Source organism: Variovorax sp. Varisp53 (assembly GCF_059491555.1).
The window spans coordinates 928,844-943,371 of sequence record NZ_CP168512.1 but is presented as its reverse complement, the minus strand read 5'-3'; the positions used below and the strand labels follow the sequence as shown (position 1 = coordinate 943,371).

The 14,528-nt window shown below is 65.4% G+C and carries 14 protein-coding genes; 9 read left to right on the top strand and 5 right to left on the bottom strand.

Annotation, left to right across the window (positions count from 1 at the left end):
- Positions 1–34 precede the first annotated feature (34 nt).
- The 6 genes from ACEOAB_RS04250 (at position 35) to ACEOAB_RS04225 (ending at position 6,534) form a co-directional block, all read left to right on the top strand.
- Positions 35–1,087 carry a lactonase family protein gene (locus tag ACEOAB_RS04250; protein ID WP_413748195.1) on the top strand — a complete coding sequence of 351 codons (1,053 nt, stop codon included), beginning with the start codon at positions 35–37 and terminating at the stop codon, positions 1,085–1,087.
- A gap of 47 nt (positions 1,088–1,134) precedes the next feature.
- A complete protein-coding gene (locus ACEOAB_RS04245; RefSeq protein WP_056597229.1) occupies positions 1,135–2,118 on the top strand; it encodes a Bug family tripartite tricarboxylate transporter substrate binding protein in 984 nt (327 codons plus the stop codon).
- 93 nt (positions 2,119–2,211) lie between these two features.
- Positions 2,212–3,150, top strand: coding sequence for a LysR family transcriptional regulator (locus ACEOAB_RS04240; protein ID WP_413748194.1), 939 nt, complete (start codon positions 2,212–2,214; stop codon positions 3,148–3,150).
- Positions 3,151–3,401: 251 nt separating this feature from the next.
- A complete protein-coding gene (locus ACEOAB_RS04235) occupies positions 3,402–4,967 on the top strand; it encodes an AMP-binding protein (protein ID WP_413748193.1) in 1,566 nt (521 codons plus the stop codon).
- A gap of 46 nt (positions 4,968–5,013) precedes the next feature.
- On the top strand, positions 5,014–5,481 hold the full coding sequence (locus tag ACEOAB_RS04230) for a VOC family protein (protein WP_056597235.1): 468 nt from the start codon (positions 5,014–5,016) through the stop codon (positions 5,479–5,481).
- Positions 5,482–5,562: 81 nt separating this feature from the next.
- A complete protein-coding gene (locus tag ACEOAB_RS04225; protein WP_413748192.1) occupies positions 5,563–6,534 on the top strand; it encodes a Bug family tripartite tricarboxylate transporter substrate binding protein in 972 nt (323 codons plus the stop codon).
- A 5-nt stretch (positions 6,535–6,539) separates the two neighbouring features.
- Here ACEOAB_RS04225 and ACEOAB_RS04220 read toward each other — a convergent pair whose 3' ends face one another.
- Positions 6,540–7,142, bottom strand: coding sequence for a TetR/AcrR family transcriptional regulator (locus ACEOAB_RS04220; protein ID WP_413748191.1), 603 nt, complete (start codon positions 7,140–7,142; stop codon positions 6,540–6,542).
- Between the two features lie 131 nt (positions 7,143–7,273).
- On the opposite strand from ACEOAB_RS04220, the gene ACEOAB_RS04215 reads away from it, so the two are divergent.
- From ACEOAB_RS04215 to ACEOAB_RS04205, 3 genes are read left to right on the top strand one after another with little or no spacing between them, the layout of a single operon-like run.
- Complete coding sequence (locus ACEOAB_RS04215; RefSeq protein ID WP_413748190.1) at positions 7,274–8,062, top strand: crotonase/enoyl-CoA hydratase family protein; 789 nt, start codon at positions 7,274–7,276, stop codon at positions 8,060–8,062.
- Between the two features lie 50 nt (positions 8,063–8,112).
- Entirely contained in the window at positions 8,113–8,586 is a 474-nt protein-coding gene (locus tag ACEOAB_RS04210; RefSeq protein ID WP_056597242.1) for a tautomerase family protein, read from the top strand.
- Between the two features lie 58 nt (positions 8,587–8,644).
- Complete coding sequence (locus tag ACEOAB_RS04205; RefSeq protein ID WP_413748189.1) at positions 8,645–8,965, top strand: putative quinol monooxygenase; 321 nt, start codon at positions 8,645–8,647, stop codon at positions 8,963–8,965.
- Positions 8,966–9,066: 101 nt separating this feature from the next.
- Here ACEOAB_RS04205 and ACEOAB_RS04200 read toward each other — a convergent pair whose 3' ends face one another.
- From ACEOAB_RS04200 to ACEOAB_RS04185, 4 genes are read right to left on the bottom strand one after another with little or no spacing between them, the layout of a single operon-like run.
- Positions 9,067–10,401 carry an MmgE/PrpD family protein gene (locus tag ACEOAB_RS04200; RefSeq protein ID WP_413748188.1) on the bottom strand — a complete coding sequence of 445 codons (1,335 nt, stop codon included), beginning with the start codon at positions 10,399–10,401 and terminating at the stop codon, positions 9,067–9,069.
- 32 nt (positions 10,402–10,433) lie between these two features.
- Complete coding sequence (locus ACEOAB_RS04195) at positions 10,434–12,527, bottom strand: acetate--CoA ligase family protein (protein ID WP_413748202.1); 2,094 nt, start codon at positions 12,525–12,527, stop codon at positions 10,434–10,436.
- 8 nt (positions 12,528–12,535) lie between these two features.
- Positions 12,536–13,336, bottom strand: coding sequence for an enoyl-CoA hydratase/isomerase family protein (locus tag ACEOAB_RS04190; RefSeq protein WP_413748187.1), 801 nt, complete (start codon positions 13,334–13,336; stop codon positions 12,536–12,538).
- Between the two features lie 13 nt (positions 13,337–13,349).
- Positions 13,350–14,348, bottom strand: coding sequence for a tripartite tricarboxylate transporter substrate binding protein (locus tag ACEOAB_RS04185; protein WP_413748186.1), 999 nt, complete (start codon positions 14,346–14,348; stop codon positions 13,350–13,352).
- Positions 14,349–14,528: the final 180 nt, after the last annotated feature.

Genomic DNA, 14,528 nt, shown 5'->3' with positions numbered 1-14,528 from the left:
GTCCATTCCGGCCTCTTCAACCCAAGGACATCCCATGTACGCCTACGTCGGCAGCCGCACCACCCGAGAGCGCAATGCGCGCGGCGATGGCATCAGCATCTTCAAAGTCGATTCCGGCAAGGGAACGCTGGAACCCGTCGATATCGTCAGGAACCTCATCAACCCGTCTTTTCTCGCGCTGAGCACGAATGGCGAGTTCCTCTACACCGTGCATGGCGACGAGAGCGAAGCGAGTGCCTTCAAGGTGGACCGCCGCACGGGTCTCCTCACCTTCATCAACCGCCAGAGCACGCAGGGCAAGAACCCGGTGCATCTGGCGCTGGACCCGACGGGCCGCTTCCTGGTGGTGTCGAACCACATCGGCGCCAGCCTGGCCGTGCTGCCCGTTAATGCCGATGGCTCGCTGGGCGCGCTGACACAGCTCGTGAAGCTGGAAGGACCCATCGGGCCGCATCGCGTGGAACAGAAGCAGGCGAAGCCGCACTTCAACCCATTCGATCCGAGTGGCCGCTTCGTCGTCGTGCCGGACAAGGGCCTGGACCGTGTGTTCACCTTCCACTTCGATCAAGGCCGCCTGGCGCCAGCGGCGGTGCCGTTCGCGATCACGCGCGAAACCGCGGGGCCGCGCCACGTTTCCTTCCATCCCAAGGCGCCGTTCGCCTACGTGGTCAACGAACTCGACTCGACCGTGACGGCCTACCGTGTCACGCCCGCAACCGGGGCACTCGCACCGTTCCAGATCCTGTCTGCGCTGCCCGAGACCTTCACCGGCAACAGCCGCGCATCCGAGTTGCAGATCGATGCCCAGGGGCGCTTTCTCTACGCCTCCAACCGCGGCTACGACAGCATCGCGGTGTTTCGCATCGACCCGGCCACCGGCGCGTTGAAGTTCATCGAAGCCGAACCCACGCAAGGCAGGACGCCGCGGTTCTTCACCCTCTCGCCGGACGGCCGCTTCATGTTCGCGCTCAACGAGGACAGCGACTCCATCGTGACGCTGGCCGTCGACCCCAACGCCGGAACGCTCAAGCCCACGGGTGCGTCGGTCAAGTCGGGCAGCCCAGTCTGCATGGTCTTCTCGGCATGACTCGGCACACACACGCAGCCCATTTTCAGAACCAAGGAACAACCCCGATGCATTCGATTCAACGCCGGGCGCTGCTGTGCGTCACCGCCACGCTCTGCGCCCTTCCGCTTGGTGCCCTCGCGCAGGACTACCCCACGCGCCCCATCACCATCGTCGTTCCCTTCTCGGCCGGGGGCGGTGTCGACGCGATGGCGCGGCTGGTGGCGGAGAAGCTGCGCGTGTCGCTGAAGCAGTCCGTCGTGGTGGACAACAAGCCCGGCGCGAGCGGCATGCTCGGCGCCGGGTTCGTGGCCAAGGCCAATCCCGACGGCTACACGCTGCTGCTGGGATCGGCGGGCGAGACCTCCATCAATCCGCTGGTCTACAAGGCAAAGATGCAGTACGCGCCGGAAAAGGATCTGGCCCCGATCACCGCGATCACGCGGGTGCCCAACGTACTGGTCGCGAACCCGGCGTTCCCAGCGAAGAACCTGGCCGAGTTCGTGGCCTACGCGAAGAAGAACCCCGGCAAGGTGACCTACGCCACCAGCGGCGTGGGAAACCCGCAGCACCTGAACGGCGAGCTGCTGCAGTCGCTTGCCGGCATCCAGATGCAGCACGTGCCGTACAAGGGCGCGTCGAGCCAGCTGGTCGATGTGGCCTCGGGCACGGTCGACATCACTTTCGTGAGCCTCGCTGGCGCAGCGCCTTTCATCAAGGGCAACCGGGTGAAGGCGCTGGCAGTCACGTCCGCCAGGCGTGCGAGCTTTGCGCCGGACATTCCGGCCATCGCCGAGTTCGCGCCCACGGCTGCCTACGACCTGGACAACTGGTTCGGCCTCTTCGCGCCGGCGAAGACGCCGCCCGCGGTGCAGGCAAAGCTCAATGAAGCGGTCAACGCCGTGCTGCGAGACCCCGAGCTCGTCAAGCGCTTGCGCGAGCAGGGCGGTGAACCGATGGGGCTCACGCAAGCGCAGTTCCGCGATTTCATCAAGACCGAATCCATCAAGTACGCGCGCATCGTCGACGCCGCAAAGATCGTCGCGGAGTAGTTCCTTCACCCATCAGCTGGTCTTCAAGGGTTTGAGATTCGGTTGCCGATTCCACCTTGACGCCCAAAGCCGCACCTCGGCTATGCTGCCTCGATGCGCCTTGAAGATCTGGATGTCTTTAGAGCCGTTCACGAGACCGGCAACTTCCAGCGCGCGGCGCTTCGCTGCGGGCTGAGCCAGTCGGCCGTCACCAAGGTCGTGCGCAAGCTGGAGGACGAGTTCGGGGTTCAATTGATGGAGAGGGGTGGCCGTTCGCTCGCACTGACGCCGGCCGGCCGCACCTTGTACCAGCGCGCCATGGAGCTCAGCGAGCTCACGGCTGCGACGCGGCGCGACATGGCAGGTGAGATGGCCGCGCTGCGTGGCGCGATACGGCTCGGCGTCGTGCCCGCGCTGCTCGGCAGCGTGGCCGCGCCGGTGCTGGCCGACATGCTCCCGGGACCGCACGCCGTCCAGTTGCTGGTGAGCGTCAAGCATTCGGCAGAGCTGGTGCGAATGCTGGAAGAAGGCAAGCTCGACCTGGCGGTGTGCTTCGGCGTGCAGCACCTCCCGCCCGACGTGCTGCGCACGCGGGTCGGACCTCAGCGCTACAGGCTGGTGGTTCGCGCCGGGCATCCATTTGCGGCAAGCATCCCGAGCCTGGAGCAACTGTCGAAGTCGCGCTGGCTGCTTCCGACTTCCGACGTGACGCTCCGGACGGAGGTCGAGCGGATGTTCGCCGATGCGGGCTTCGGTGCACTGGACGTGCGCGTCGAGACCGATACCTCGGCCACGCTTCTGATTCCGCTGCTGCGGCGAAGCGACCTGATCACAGTGCTTCCCGAGCAAGCCTTCCAGCCGCTCGCGAGCGAAGGGTTGGCCGCACTGGACGTCGACCTGCATGCGCTGACGGGCGAAGTGACGGTCTATCACCGGCGCAAGACGCCTTCAGTGGGGCTGCTGATGGCGTTGAAGCATCGGCTCGAGGCACAGGCCCGCAGCAACGCACTGACCGGCCCGCATGGCCGGCATTCCGCCAAGGAATCGATGTAGGAAAAAAAGTCGTCGGGGCGTCCCTACAGTTCCCGAACGGCTCCGGGATGTCCTTTCGAATCATCCCGGATCAATTGGGCGCATAGCTCGCATTGACGGACGCTTGTTCGTGCCGCCGCGACGCGGTCGATGGCGAACAACCAGGCCGCGGCACTTCCCTGTCAACAAAGCCGAAGAGCAGCTTTGCAAAGAGAAAGCGACCGATGGACCTCCGGGACAGCTTGTACGAACGTTTCCGCCATTCGGCACAAGTGTTTGAAAAGAACCCGTTCCTGGCCGTTCCCGGCCGGCTGGCCGAAGCATGGGAGGTGCAGCGGGAGTTCCAGTTCGGCGAAGTCCTCGGTCGGGTGGATGCGCTGAAGCTGCGGTATGCGGACCAGGGTGTGGGCGAAGGAGACCGGGTGGCGCTGGCCTTCGAATCGAGGCCGGAGTTCGTCTTCCACTACCTGGCACTCAACGCGCTGGGTGCCTGCGTGGTCCCGCTGAATACCGATCTGACGGTTGCCGAGCTGTCTTACCAACTGGGGCACTCGGGCTGCAGCGCCGTCGTCGGTCTGCCCACGTTGCAGCCACTGCTTGCGAGTGCCATCGAGGCTTCTGGCCGCCCTATTGCGTTGAGCACCAACGGCCCCGAGGGACTGCCCCGCTTGCAACGCCGCGTGAACACTGCCGCCGTACAAGCCGCCGAGTTGGACCGCGCCGCCGCCATCCTCTACACCTCCGGCACGACCGGCCGGCCCAAGGGCTGCGTGCTGACCAACGCCTACCTGCAAACGGCAGCGGACTACGCCCGCCAGTTGCCGCCGCATCTGGCCTTCGCCGAAGGCGCCGAGCGGCAGATGAACCCGCTGCCGCTTTATCACATGAACGCCATCAACACGCTGGGCACAGCCATCGTGACCGGCTCCTGCTATGTGATGCCGGGACGGTTCAGCGCGACGCACTGGTGGAACGACATCGCCGACACCCGGGCCACGCGCTTCAAGTACCTGGGGATCATGATTCCGGCCCTGCTCGCCCAACCCGAGACCGAACGCGACCGGCACTCGGGCGCGACGGTGGCGTTCGGCGCGGGCGTCGACCCGGTGCTGCACGAGCGATTCGAGCAGCGCTTCGGCATTCCGCTCATCGAGGTCTGGGGTATGACGGAGACTGGCCGTTTCATGTGTGTCGACCGAGAGCCTCGCCAGATCCATACGCGAGCTTGCGGCAGGCCGCTGCCGGGCCTGCAGGCCCGCATCGTCGACGACGCAGGGCAGGAAGTGCCCGACGGCACGGTGGGCGAACTGGTGGTGCGCCACGCCGCGGAGAACCCCCGCCATGGCTTCTTCAGCGGCTACCTCGACGACGCCGAGGCGACCGAGGCCGCATGGGCCGGCGGCTGGTTCCACAGCGGCGACCTGTGCACCCGCTCGCCCGACGGCCTGTTCACCTTCGTCGACCGCAAGAAGAACATCGTGCGCCGTAGCGGCGAGAACATCTCCAGCGCGGAAGTCGAAGCGGTGCTGGCCGCCAGCCCGCTGGTCAAGCAGGCGGCCGTGATGGCGGTTCCCGACGAACTGCGCGACGAGGAAGTTCTCGCATGCGTGATTCCCGCCGCGGGAGTCGCCCGCGACCGTTCGCTGGCGCTGGCGCTGCATCGGTTCGCGGCGGAACGATTGGCCTACTACAAGCCGCCCGGCTGGATCTACCTTGTCGACGAGATGCCGATCACCGGCACACAGAAGGTGCAGAAGCACCGCATCTTTCCTGATGGCTTTCGCGCCGAGCTGCCCGGTCTTCACGACGTGCGCGACCAGAAGCGCTGGAAGAAGTGAAGCAGATCGCATTGCCCCGACCCACGTCAACAGAGAGAAAGAACGCATGACAGAAGCCGCTACCAGTTCCGGCCACAGCCGCAGTCGTCCCTATGGTCTCGACGATCGCTATCACCTCCAGCACGTGCACCTGTTCGCATCGAACATCGACGAGACCATCGCGTTCTACAAGAAGTGGTTCGATGCCCGCGTCACCTGGGACGGCGACTATGGCGGCGCACGCAATGTGTTCATGAAGATCGGCATCGGCGCCATGCACCTGTACGAGCAATCGCCGCGCGACCTGGGTCGCAATGCCGTGCATCACCTGGGGATGCAGGTAGTCGGCCTGCATGAGGTCTACGAGCGCATGAAGGCCGCGGGCCTGCATCTGCCCAACCCCGTGCGGGAGCACTCCGGCGGCGGCTACTTCATGGTCAAGGCGCCGGACGATGTGCTGCTCGAAGTGTTCGAACCCGGAAAGAGCCGCGATCCGAGGGTCAGGGAGTATTACGGACTGGGCACTGGCGAATAAGGCAGTCGCGCCTCCGTTCATATTCACAAAAAAACGCTGCCCGTATTCACCGAACCGGCGCGGCAACCGAAGGAGACATACATGCGATTCAGCAAGATCATCATCGCGGCCGCAGCGTTCGCCTGCAGCGGCCTGTCATCGGCCCAGAACTACCCCAGCAAGCCAGTGACCCTGGTCGTGCCAGCCGCACCCGGAGGTGGAACGGACATTCTGGGAAGAGTGTTTGCCGAACAGTTGAAGAAGCGGCTGGATCAGCCGGTCATCGTGGACAACAAGGCGGGAGCGTCAGGAATGATCGGGACGCAAGCGGTAGCCAAGGCTGCGCCTGATGGCTATACCTTGCTGTTCAGCTATTCGTCTCCGATCTACTACGCGCAGCACACCTTCAACAACGTCCCGTACGACGTCAAACGGGATCTGGCCGTGATCTCGGAGGTCGCAACCAACACCATGATCCTCATGGTGAACAAGGATGTGCCCGCAAGGAACATGAAGGAGTTCGTTGCATGGGCCAGGAAGGAAAAAGGGCACCTCAGCTACGGATCGCTGGGGGCTGGCTCGGGTGGGCATCTCACCGCAGCCTATCTGAGCAAGATTCAAGGCCTCGAAATGGTCCACGTGCCCTACAAGAGCGAGGCGCCCTTCGCCCAGGATCTTGCAGCCGGTGTGGTGCCATGGGGCATGGGAACGCTTGCGCCCATGCTTGCGCTGATCCAGAGCGGCAGGGTGCGACCGATTGCCGTTCTTTCTGAAAAGCGCCTGCAGGGTTTGCCGAATGTGCCAACCATGAAAGAAGAAGGTTTTCCTGATCCCGAACTGGTCACCATGTCCTGGTTCGTCTTCGCAGCTCCTGCAGGAACGCCGAAGCCGATTCTCGAGCGCCTCGAAAAATACGCACGCGAAATTGCCCATTCACCTGCAATGAAAGCGCGGCTGGAGGAACTTGGGATGGATGCGGTCGGCGGCAGTGCAGCAGACTTTCGCCGAAACTTCGATGCGACGAGTCCCCTCATCGAGAAACTCGTGAAGATCTCCGGCGCGCGCAACGAATAGCTCACTCACGAAGAGTTTCGATGCACGATCGCGGCCTCCAGCATGGCCTTCAGTTCGAGCTGAACGGCGTCGAGCGCCCGCGTGCTGCGCGCGGCCCGGCACATCGCAACGGTGCCTTCGATGGCAGCCACCGTAAGCGCCCCCAGCCGTTGCGCGCGGCTTGCAGCCACGCCTTCGCGGCGCAGCGCTGCGGCCAGGATGGCTTCCCAGCGCTCGAAGGCCTCGTGAGCGAGTTCGCGAAGGTGCTCCCCCGACGCGATGTCTTCCTCGTCCGCCATGGGTTCGACCGCCACCGCCAGCACAGGGCAGCCGGCCTCGAAGCCGGAACTCTCGAGGATGCGGCGCCACCAGCCGACGAAGGCCTGCAGGCCTTCGACCGCGCCGCGTTCCTTCGTCAGCGTTTCCAGCGGCACCGCCACGCTCTCGGTGGCGTAGCGCACCGCCTCTTCCAGCAGTTGCTGCTTGCCGCCGGGGAAATGATGGCCCAGCGAACCGCGCGGCGTGCCGGTGTGCTGCACCACGGTTCGCAGGCTTGTGGCATGCACGCCGCGCCTGCTCAACAGGTCGGCGGCGCCGGCGATCATCTTGTCTCGGGTCAGGGAGGACATGCGGGTTCTTCTCTATGTCGAATGTCATAGCGAGTGTATGATGAAATCTTCTATGACACGTGGCATAGAAAAACAACGACCACTCGGCACGGGCCGATGCGCACCCAAACCCGATCCAAGGAGAACTCGCCATGACAGATGAAACCGCTGCGCCCCAGGTGCGAATGTCGGTCCAGGACCACGTATGCGTGATCTCGCTGGACAACGCGGCGAAAAAGAACGCCATCACGCCGGAAATGATGCAGCAGCTGTCGCAGCACCTCACGGCTTTCGACGACGACGACGAGCTGTGGGTGGCCGTGCTCGATCCGACGGGCGAGCACACCACCGCAGGACTGGACATGCCGAAGTTCTTCGGCCCCACCGCAACCGCGAAGCCGATCCCGCCGCAGCAGGTGGATCCGCTCGGGCTGGCCCGGCGCTGCCGCAAGCCCGTGATCTCGGTCGTTCACGGCATCACCTACACGGTGGGCATCGAGATGATGCTCGCTGCGGACATCGTCATAGCGGCCGACACGGCGCGCTTCCACCAGCTGGAGGCCAAACGCGGCATCGCCCCTCTGGGCGGGGCGCACTTCCGCTATCTGCAGCGCATGGGCTGGGGCAATGCGATGCATCTGTTGCTCCTGTGCGAGGAGTTCTCGGCGCAGCGCGCGCTGGAGGTCGGCCTGGTGCAAGAGGTTCATCCCTACGGCGCCCACCGCGAACGCGCGCTCGACATTGCCCGCCGCATCTGCACCTGTGCGCCCATCGGGCTGCGCGCCACCAAGGCAGCGGCGCTGACCTACGTGCAGCAGGGCGAGGCTGCGGCGATCGCCGCGATTCCGGAGATCCGCAAGCAGGTCTTCGCCAGCGCTGACTTCAATGAAGGCCTGCAATCGTTCATGGAACGGCGCGAGGCCCGCTTCCAGGGCCGCTGAAGTCCGGACCATCGTCTTCATACATCCAATCGCAACCGATTTTTCCCATCATGACCATCGTCACCGTGACCACTCCCGAAGGCCGCCTGTCGCCCGAGCAGCGGCGCGAACTCGCCCTGTCGCTGACCGACGCAGTGCTCGTCCCCGAGGTCGGCCGGCTTGCGCCGCCGGCTCGCATAGGCTTCCAGGTGCACTTCGTCGAGCGCACGCCCGACCGCATGGCGATCGGCGGCCGGCTTCTATGCGACCAGTCGCCCGCACCCGACGTCGCCACCTTCGACATCTGCGTGATGGATGCGGCCTGGCCGCTGCCGGTGCGCAAGCAGGTGACCGAGAACGTGCTGGCAGCGATGGCCAAGGCGTGCGCCATAGACCAGCCCTCACCCGCATGGTGGACCACGTTCCGCACCATCGACGAAGGCAGCTGGGGCTCGCGCGGCAGCGTGCTGTCGATCCTGGACCTGCTGGCCAGCGGAGTGTTCACGCCCGAGCGCGTGGCCGAGATCCGCAAGGCGCTGGGTTGAACGCGCCAGGCTCGGGCCCTGCGGCCAACGAAGGTCGCACAGAAAGAAGGCATCCATCATGACGATCATCGTCGCGGTCAAGTACAGGCTCCAGCCCGGCAAGAGGGACGAGCTGCTGTCGTTCGTCTCCGAGAACGTCGTCAACACCCGGCGGGAGCCGGGCAACCTCGAATACACGCACTACCCTTCTCTTGAGGACGAGCAGGAGATGTTCGTATTCGAGATGTGGGAGGACCTGAAGAATCTGGATGACCACATCCGCATGCCCCATTACGTCGCGTTCTCCGACAGGCGCATGCCGATGCTGGAGTCCTGGGAGGCCCGGATCTACGAGGCCGGTCTCCTGCGCGAGGTGAAGAAGGCGCCTTTGTCGGACTGAAGGCCACTCGAGATCGCCGTGCTCTTGCCCGCGCCCGCGGCAGATACGGTATCAGCGTGCCATGCGATCCAGAGCCGCTCGGACTCGGCGCCCCCGTCCCATTAAGGTTCGTATGCAAGACTGGTCGCACTCTCCAGATGCCACAGCCGCTCGAGAAGCCTGCGCGCCCGCACGGCACCGATCACCGGCGTGGACAGTTCGAGAAACTTGCTTTCCAGATCGGCGTCACTCAGCGGTTCTTCGGGATCGCCCTTCCGATTGGGCTGCAGATGGCTGAGTCGGCGCCCATCCGCGGTGTCGATCTCGATGCGCGCGGCACGCTGGCCCGGAAAGGCTGCGTCGAGCGCCGGATCCACCGCGACCTCCATGCGCTCCATCAGGGCGCGCGTCGCGGGATCCTCGAGGCGCGCCGGCTCAAACGCCGCCATGCGTACGCTGCCATGCACGAGGGCCGACGCCACCATGTACTTCAGGCTGAAGCGTGCTTCGTTGGCGGAAGTCGGTCGCTCGTAGCAAGCGATATCCAATGCGGGCCTGTAAGTGCCGACACGAACGCGGACCATGTCGTCGATCGCAACGCGATGCATCGCCTTCAGCGCGAGTGCGCCGTCGATGGCGGGAAAAGTGTGACCGCAGCCGACATGGTTCTTGAACGTCAGGCGGGTAATGTGAAAGTCCTGCCCCAGCGTCGCGCCCACCTGTGACCAATCCGGCCCATTGCTCATGGCCTGGCCGAGCCCTGCTTCACCATCGAGGACATCGAGCGAACCTGTCAGGCCCCGACGCGCCAGCTGGGCCGCAAGGAGCCCCGCCTCGGCCGCACGCCCCGCATGCAGCGGCTTGGACATCGAATCCATCCGGAATGCCTGCTGCAGGCCCGACGTGAAGGTTGCGGCGGTGGCCAGTGCGTGCGCAAAGGCCGCTTGATCGAGTTCCATCAACGCACCCGCCGCAGCGGCAGCGCCGAAGCTGCCCACAGTGCCCGTGCTGTGCCAGAACTTGTAGTGCGGCCGGCCCATCACCACGCCAATCCGTGTGGACACCTCGTAGCCAAGCACCACGCCGCGCAGAAACTGAAGCCCTGAGGCACCGATGTCCTGCCCCCCGGCCAGCGCGGCCGCGATGGTGGCAGCGCCTGGGTGGTACATGGCCTCGCGAAAGCTGTCATCCACCTCTGCGGCATGCGCGGCCGTGCCGTTGATGAGCGCGGCAGCGCGCGCGGTGGCCGGGCGCCCTTGCGCCAGGAAGGCGCCACCACGATCGAGGTCGTCGACCAGGGTCTGCTCCAGCATGCGCACCGGTGCCGCATCCAGGCCCGGGAAGAGCGATGCATACCAGTCGATCACTGCGCGCTTGGCATGATGAATGACTTCGGCAGGGAGCGGCTGCCGGTAAAACTCGGCCGCGTACCGCGCAAATACTTCCGTTGCATGCATCCAGGTTCTCCTGATTGAGGGGTTCGATTTCTTCAGGCGAGAACGACCACGCCATCGGCTGCACGCACGCCCTGCCCCTGCGGCAGCACGAACACCGGATTGATCTCGGCTTCGACCAGACGGTCGCCCAGTTGGGCCGCCATGCGAGAGAAAGCGACGATGGCCGTCAGCAGCGCCTCGACATCGGCCTTGGGCCGGCCGCGAAAGCCGTCCAGCAGCGGCCACGTCTTCAGTTCCCGCGCCATGCCCAACGCCTCGTCGCGGCTCAGGCCACCTTGCGCCGGCAGAAGCCGCATCGCCGTGTCCTTGAACAGCTCGGCGGTGATGCCGCCCATTCCCAGCAGGATGGCCGTGCCCAGCGCATCACGGTGCATGCCGAGGATCAGTTCGGTACCGCCGGCCACCATTTCCTGCACCAGGAATCGCTGCGGCCTCGTGCCGGTATGGGCCTCGACCTCGGACGCCATCTGCAGCAGGCGCGCGCCCACCGTGTCGGGCGTGAGGTTGACCGCCACGCCGCCCACGTCGCTCTTGTGCGTGACCTGGGCCGACAGGATCTTCAGCACGACGCGGCCACCCAGCTCGCGCGCTGCGGCCTCGGCCTGTGCTGGCTCGGTGACGACAAGCTCTCGCGCGCACGGCACGCCGAAGCGGCTGAAGAGCTGCTTGGCCTGCGCCTCGTCGAGTGAGCCCGAAGACAGATCACCCATCTCGACCGGCTGCGTGGCGACGGTCGGCTCGCCCGGGTCTTTCCACTGGCTGGCCCGCAACATGGCGCCGAGCGCAGCGGTGCAGCTTTCCGCCGCGGCAAAGGCGGGAACGCCGCGCTGTGTCAGCAACGCACCGATTTCCGGCGCGTGCGGGCTCACGTAGGCAATGACGGGCTTGTCCGAAGTCGGCAGGCAGTCCTGGATCGCGCCGGCCATCAATTCGGGCATGGCGAGGCTGGACGAGCCGACGATGATGGTCAAGGCGTCGTAGCTGGGACTCTTCAACAGCACGTCGATGGCGCCGCGCAGCAAGTCAGGCCGCAGGCCCGCCAGGGTCACGTCGATCGGGTTCCGATCGAGCACGGCATGGTCGCCGGTCTGCAGCGCGCGCAATGCTTCGGCCGTCGCGGCATCGGGTGCGGGCGTATCGAAGCCGGACAAGCCCAGGTCATCCGACACCAGCGTCCCGGCGCCGCCGGTGGAGGTCAGGATCGCGACCCGATTGCCGCGCAGCTTGCGGCCCGTGGCCAGTGCGGCGGGAATGTCCAGCAGGTCATTGAATGTCTGGGCACGGATAACCCCCACCTGCCTGAAGAGCGCGTCGTACATGCGGTCGGCACCGGCCAGCGCGCCGGTGTGCGACACCGCCGCCTTGGCGCCCGCCTCGGAGCGGCCGATCTTGAACGCGACCACGGGCTTGCCCGCGCGTGCCGCCTTCAGCGCCGCAGCGCGGAACTTCTCCGGATTGCGCACCGTCTCGACGTACAGCGCGATGACCTTCGTGGCCTCGTCTTCGGCGAGGTGATCGATGAAGTCCGCCAGCTCCAGGTCGACCTCGTTGCTGGTCGAGATCAGCTTGGACAGGCCGATGCCGCGCACCGCGGCGCGAGACAGCAGCGAACCGAGGATGCCGCCACTCTGCGACACCACGCCGACGCCGCCGACGGGAAAGTGCGCCATCTCGAGCGCACCCGTGGCCGACAGCACGATGTTGTCGGTGAGGTTGACCAGGCCGATGGTGTTCGGCCCCAGGATGCGCATGGACCCGGCCGCCTCCATCAGCTGCCGCTGGCGGCGCGCGCCTTCTTCACCGGTCTCGGTATAGCCGCTGGCCAGCACGATGGCTGCCGCGGTGCCGCGAGCGGCCAGGTCGCGCACCGCCAGGTGGGCGCGCTCGGCCCCCAGCAACACGATGCCCACGTCAGGCACCGCCGGCAGCGAAGCCACGTCCGCGTAGCAGGCCAGTTCGCCGATGCGATCGGCCTTCGGATTCACCGGATAGATTTCGCCGGAGAAGCCGTGCTTCACGAGGTACGAGATGGGCCTGCCCGCCGTCTTGGTGGCGTCGCCCGACGCACCGATGACGGCGACGCTGCGTGGCTTGAGGAGTCGGGAGATGGCATTCACGGCATTCATGGCGTTCATCACTCCTTGGCGGCCGTGGTGGAGGTCTTGGCGAGGAACGCCATCACCGATTCGCGATGCTCGGTGCTGGTGTAGCAAATGCCTTGCGCCTGGCTGCCCTGGGCGAACACCTGATGGGCCGACAACTCGAAGCTCTGGTTGAGGATGGTCTTGCCCAGCGCCAGCGCCGTGACGGAGCCCTTGCTCATTTCGGCGGCCCAGCGCTGCGCTTCTGCAATCAGGCTGCCCGCATCGACCTTGCGATCGGCGATGCCAAGACGCAGCGCCTCTTCGGCCTCGACCTTGCGGCCGCCGAAGATCAACTCCTTGGCCTTGGCCAGGCCCACGCGGCGAGGCAGAAAGTACATGCCGCCGCCGTCGGGAATGATGCCGCGGTTGATGTAAGACCAGGTGAAGCTCGCCGCATCCGACGCAATGATGAAGTCGCAGGCGAGCGCCGTATCGGCACCCAGGCCCGACGCGGCGCCGTTGACGGCGGCGATGGTCGGCTTGGGCATGGTGTGCAGCAGCGACTGTGTGTGGTGCACGCGTTGCTGGCGGCTCCAGCCGTTGAAGCCGATCTCGCCCGCGGGCGCTTGCATCCGGCGCTCCATGCCGGCGATGTCGCCGCCGGCGCAGAAGCCTTTACCTTTGCCCGTCAGCACCAGGGCGCGAATCGCCTTGTCGTTCGCCACGCGCTCGAGCGCGGCGATGAATTCGGTGCGCATGTCGTCGCTCATGGCATTGCGCTTTTCGGGGCGGTTGAACCACAGTGTGGCGACGCCGTCGACGACGTCGAGTTGGATCAGGTTTTCGGTCATTTTTTTCTTGGCCTCAGTCAGTGGTGATGTGGTTTTCCTTGACCACCTTGCGCCAGCGGGCTTCTTCACCCTTGGCATAGCGGTCGAACGCCTCCGGCGAACCTGCGTCGATCACGAGGCCTTCGCTTTCCACGCGCTTGCGGAAGGCCTCGGTCTGGACGGCCTTCTTTGCGGCAGCGTTCAGTTTCATGATCACGTCCCGTGGCGTTCCGGCCGGCGCATAGAGGCCATACCAGCTGTCCGCCACATAGCCGGGCACGCCGCTCTCCGCGACGGTCGGCACCTTGGCCAGCGAGGGCGCCGGGGAGCGCGAGGCGGTGGTCACGGCCAGCGCCCGCAGCCTGCCGCTTTCGATGAACGTGCCGACCGCAGCGGCCGTGGCAAACATCACATCGACCTGGCCGCCCAGCAGATCCGTGATGGCCGGACCGGCACCGCGGTAGGGGATGTGCGTGATGTCGGTCTTGGTGAGGTTCTTGAAGAGTTCGCCTGCGAGGTGAGCCGACGTGCCGGCGCCCTGCGATGCAAACGAGAGCTTTCCGGGATGGGCCTTGGCTGCGGCGATGATGTCGCCCACGGACTTGTAAGGACTTTCGGCCCGAACGACGAGCACGTTCGGCGAGATGCCCACCAGCATGACCGGCGCAAATGCCTTCTCGTAGTTGTAGGGCAGTTTTGGCAGGAGGCTCGGATTCACCACGTGCGCGACGGTCGCCATGACAAGCGTGTAGCCGTCGGGCTGGCTCTTCGCGACGGCATCGGTTCCGATGATGGTGCCTGCACCGGGCTTGTTGTCGATGATCACCGGTTGACCCAGCTCCTGGCCCATGGTGATGCCCATGGTGCGCGCCACGAGATCGGTGCCACCGCCCGGCGCGAACGGCACGACGATCTTCACAGGCTTGTCCGGAAACGCCGCGAAAGCGGGGAACGCCGTCAGGCTTGCTGTAACAGCGGCGCAAGAGAAAAAGACGGCTCGTTTAGCACGCGCCAATGTCAGCGTGATCTGCATGGATTTGTCTCCGGTTTGGCAAGGGAAGTACGGGAAGCCCCATCGACGGCTGCGTTGAGCGCGTTTCTCATCGAATGGGTGAAGCTTAGGTTTGCCAAGCGGTTCGCACACCCCCCTATTTCCAACAGGTGGAAATCGGTGATACGCTGCCAGGCGCCACTCCTCACGTTTTCAGCGCCA

Coding starts and splice junctions, on each gene's coding strand:
- ACEOAB_RS04250 (WP_413748195.1), top strand. CDS start 35: ATGTACGCCTACGTCGGCAGCCGCACCACCCGAGAGCGCAATGCGCGC.
- ACEOAB_RS04245 (WP_056597229.1), top strand. CDS start 1,135: ATGCATTCGATTCAACGCCGGGCGCTGCTGTGCGTCACCGCCACGCTC.
- ACEOAB_RS04240 (WP_413748194.1), top strand. CDS start 2,212: ATGCGCCTTGAAGATCTGGATGTCTTTAGAGCCGTTCACGAGACCGGC.
- ACEOAB_RS04230 (WP_056597235.1), top strand. CDS start 5,014: ATGACAGAAGCCGCTACCAGTTCCGGCCACAGCCGCAGTCGTCCCTAT.
- ACEOAB_RS04225 (WP_413748192.1), top strand. CDS start 5,563: ATGCGATTCAGCAAGATCATCATCGCGGCCGCAGCGTTCGCCTGCAGC.
- ACEOAB_RS04220 (WP_413748191.1), bottom strand. CDS start 7,142: ATGTCCTCCCTGACCCGAGACAAGATGATCGCCGGCGCCGCCGACCTG.
- ACEOAB_RS04215 (WP_413748190.1), top strand. CDS start 7,274: ATGACAGATGAAACCGCTGCGCCCCAGGTGCGAATGTCGGTCCAGGAC.
- ACEOAB_RS04210 (WP_056597242.1), top strand. CDS start 8,113: ATGACCATCGTCACCGTGACCACTCCCGAAGGCCGCCTGTCGCCCGAG.
- ACEOAB_RS04205 (WP_413748189.1), top strand. CDS start 8,645: ATGACGATCATCGTCGCGGTCAAGTACAGGCTCCAGCCCGGCAAGAGG.
- ACEOAB_RS04200 (WP_413748188.1), bottom strand. CDS start 10,401: ATGCATGCAACGGAAGTATTTGCGCGGTACGCGGCCGAGTTTTACCGG.
- ACEOAB_RS04195 (WP_413748202.1), bottom strand. CDS start 12,527: ATGAATGCCGTGAATGCCATCTCCCGACTCCTCAAGCCACGCAGCGTC.
- ACEOAB_RS04190 (WP_413748187.1), bottom strand. CDS start 13,336: ATGACCGAAAACCTGATCCAACTCGACGTCGTCGACGGCGTCGCCACA.
- ACEOAB_RS04185 (WP_413748186.1), bottom strand. CDS start 14,348: ATGCAGATCACGCTGACATTGGCGCGTGCTAAACGAGCCGTCTTTTTC.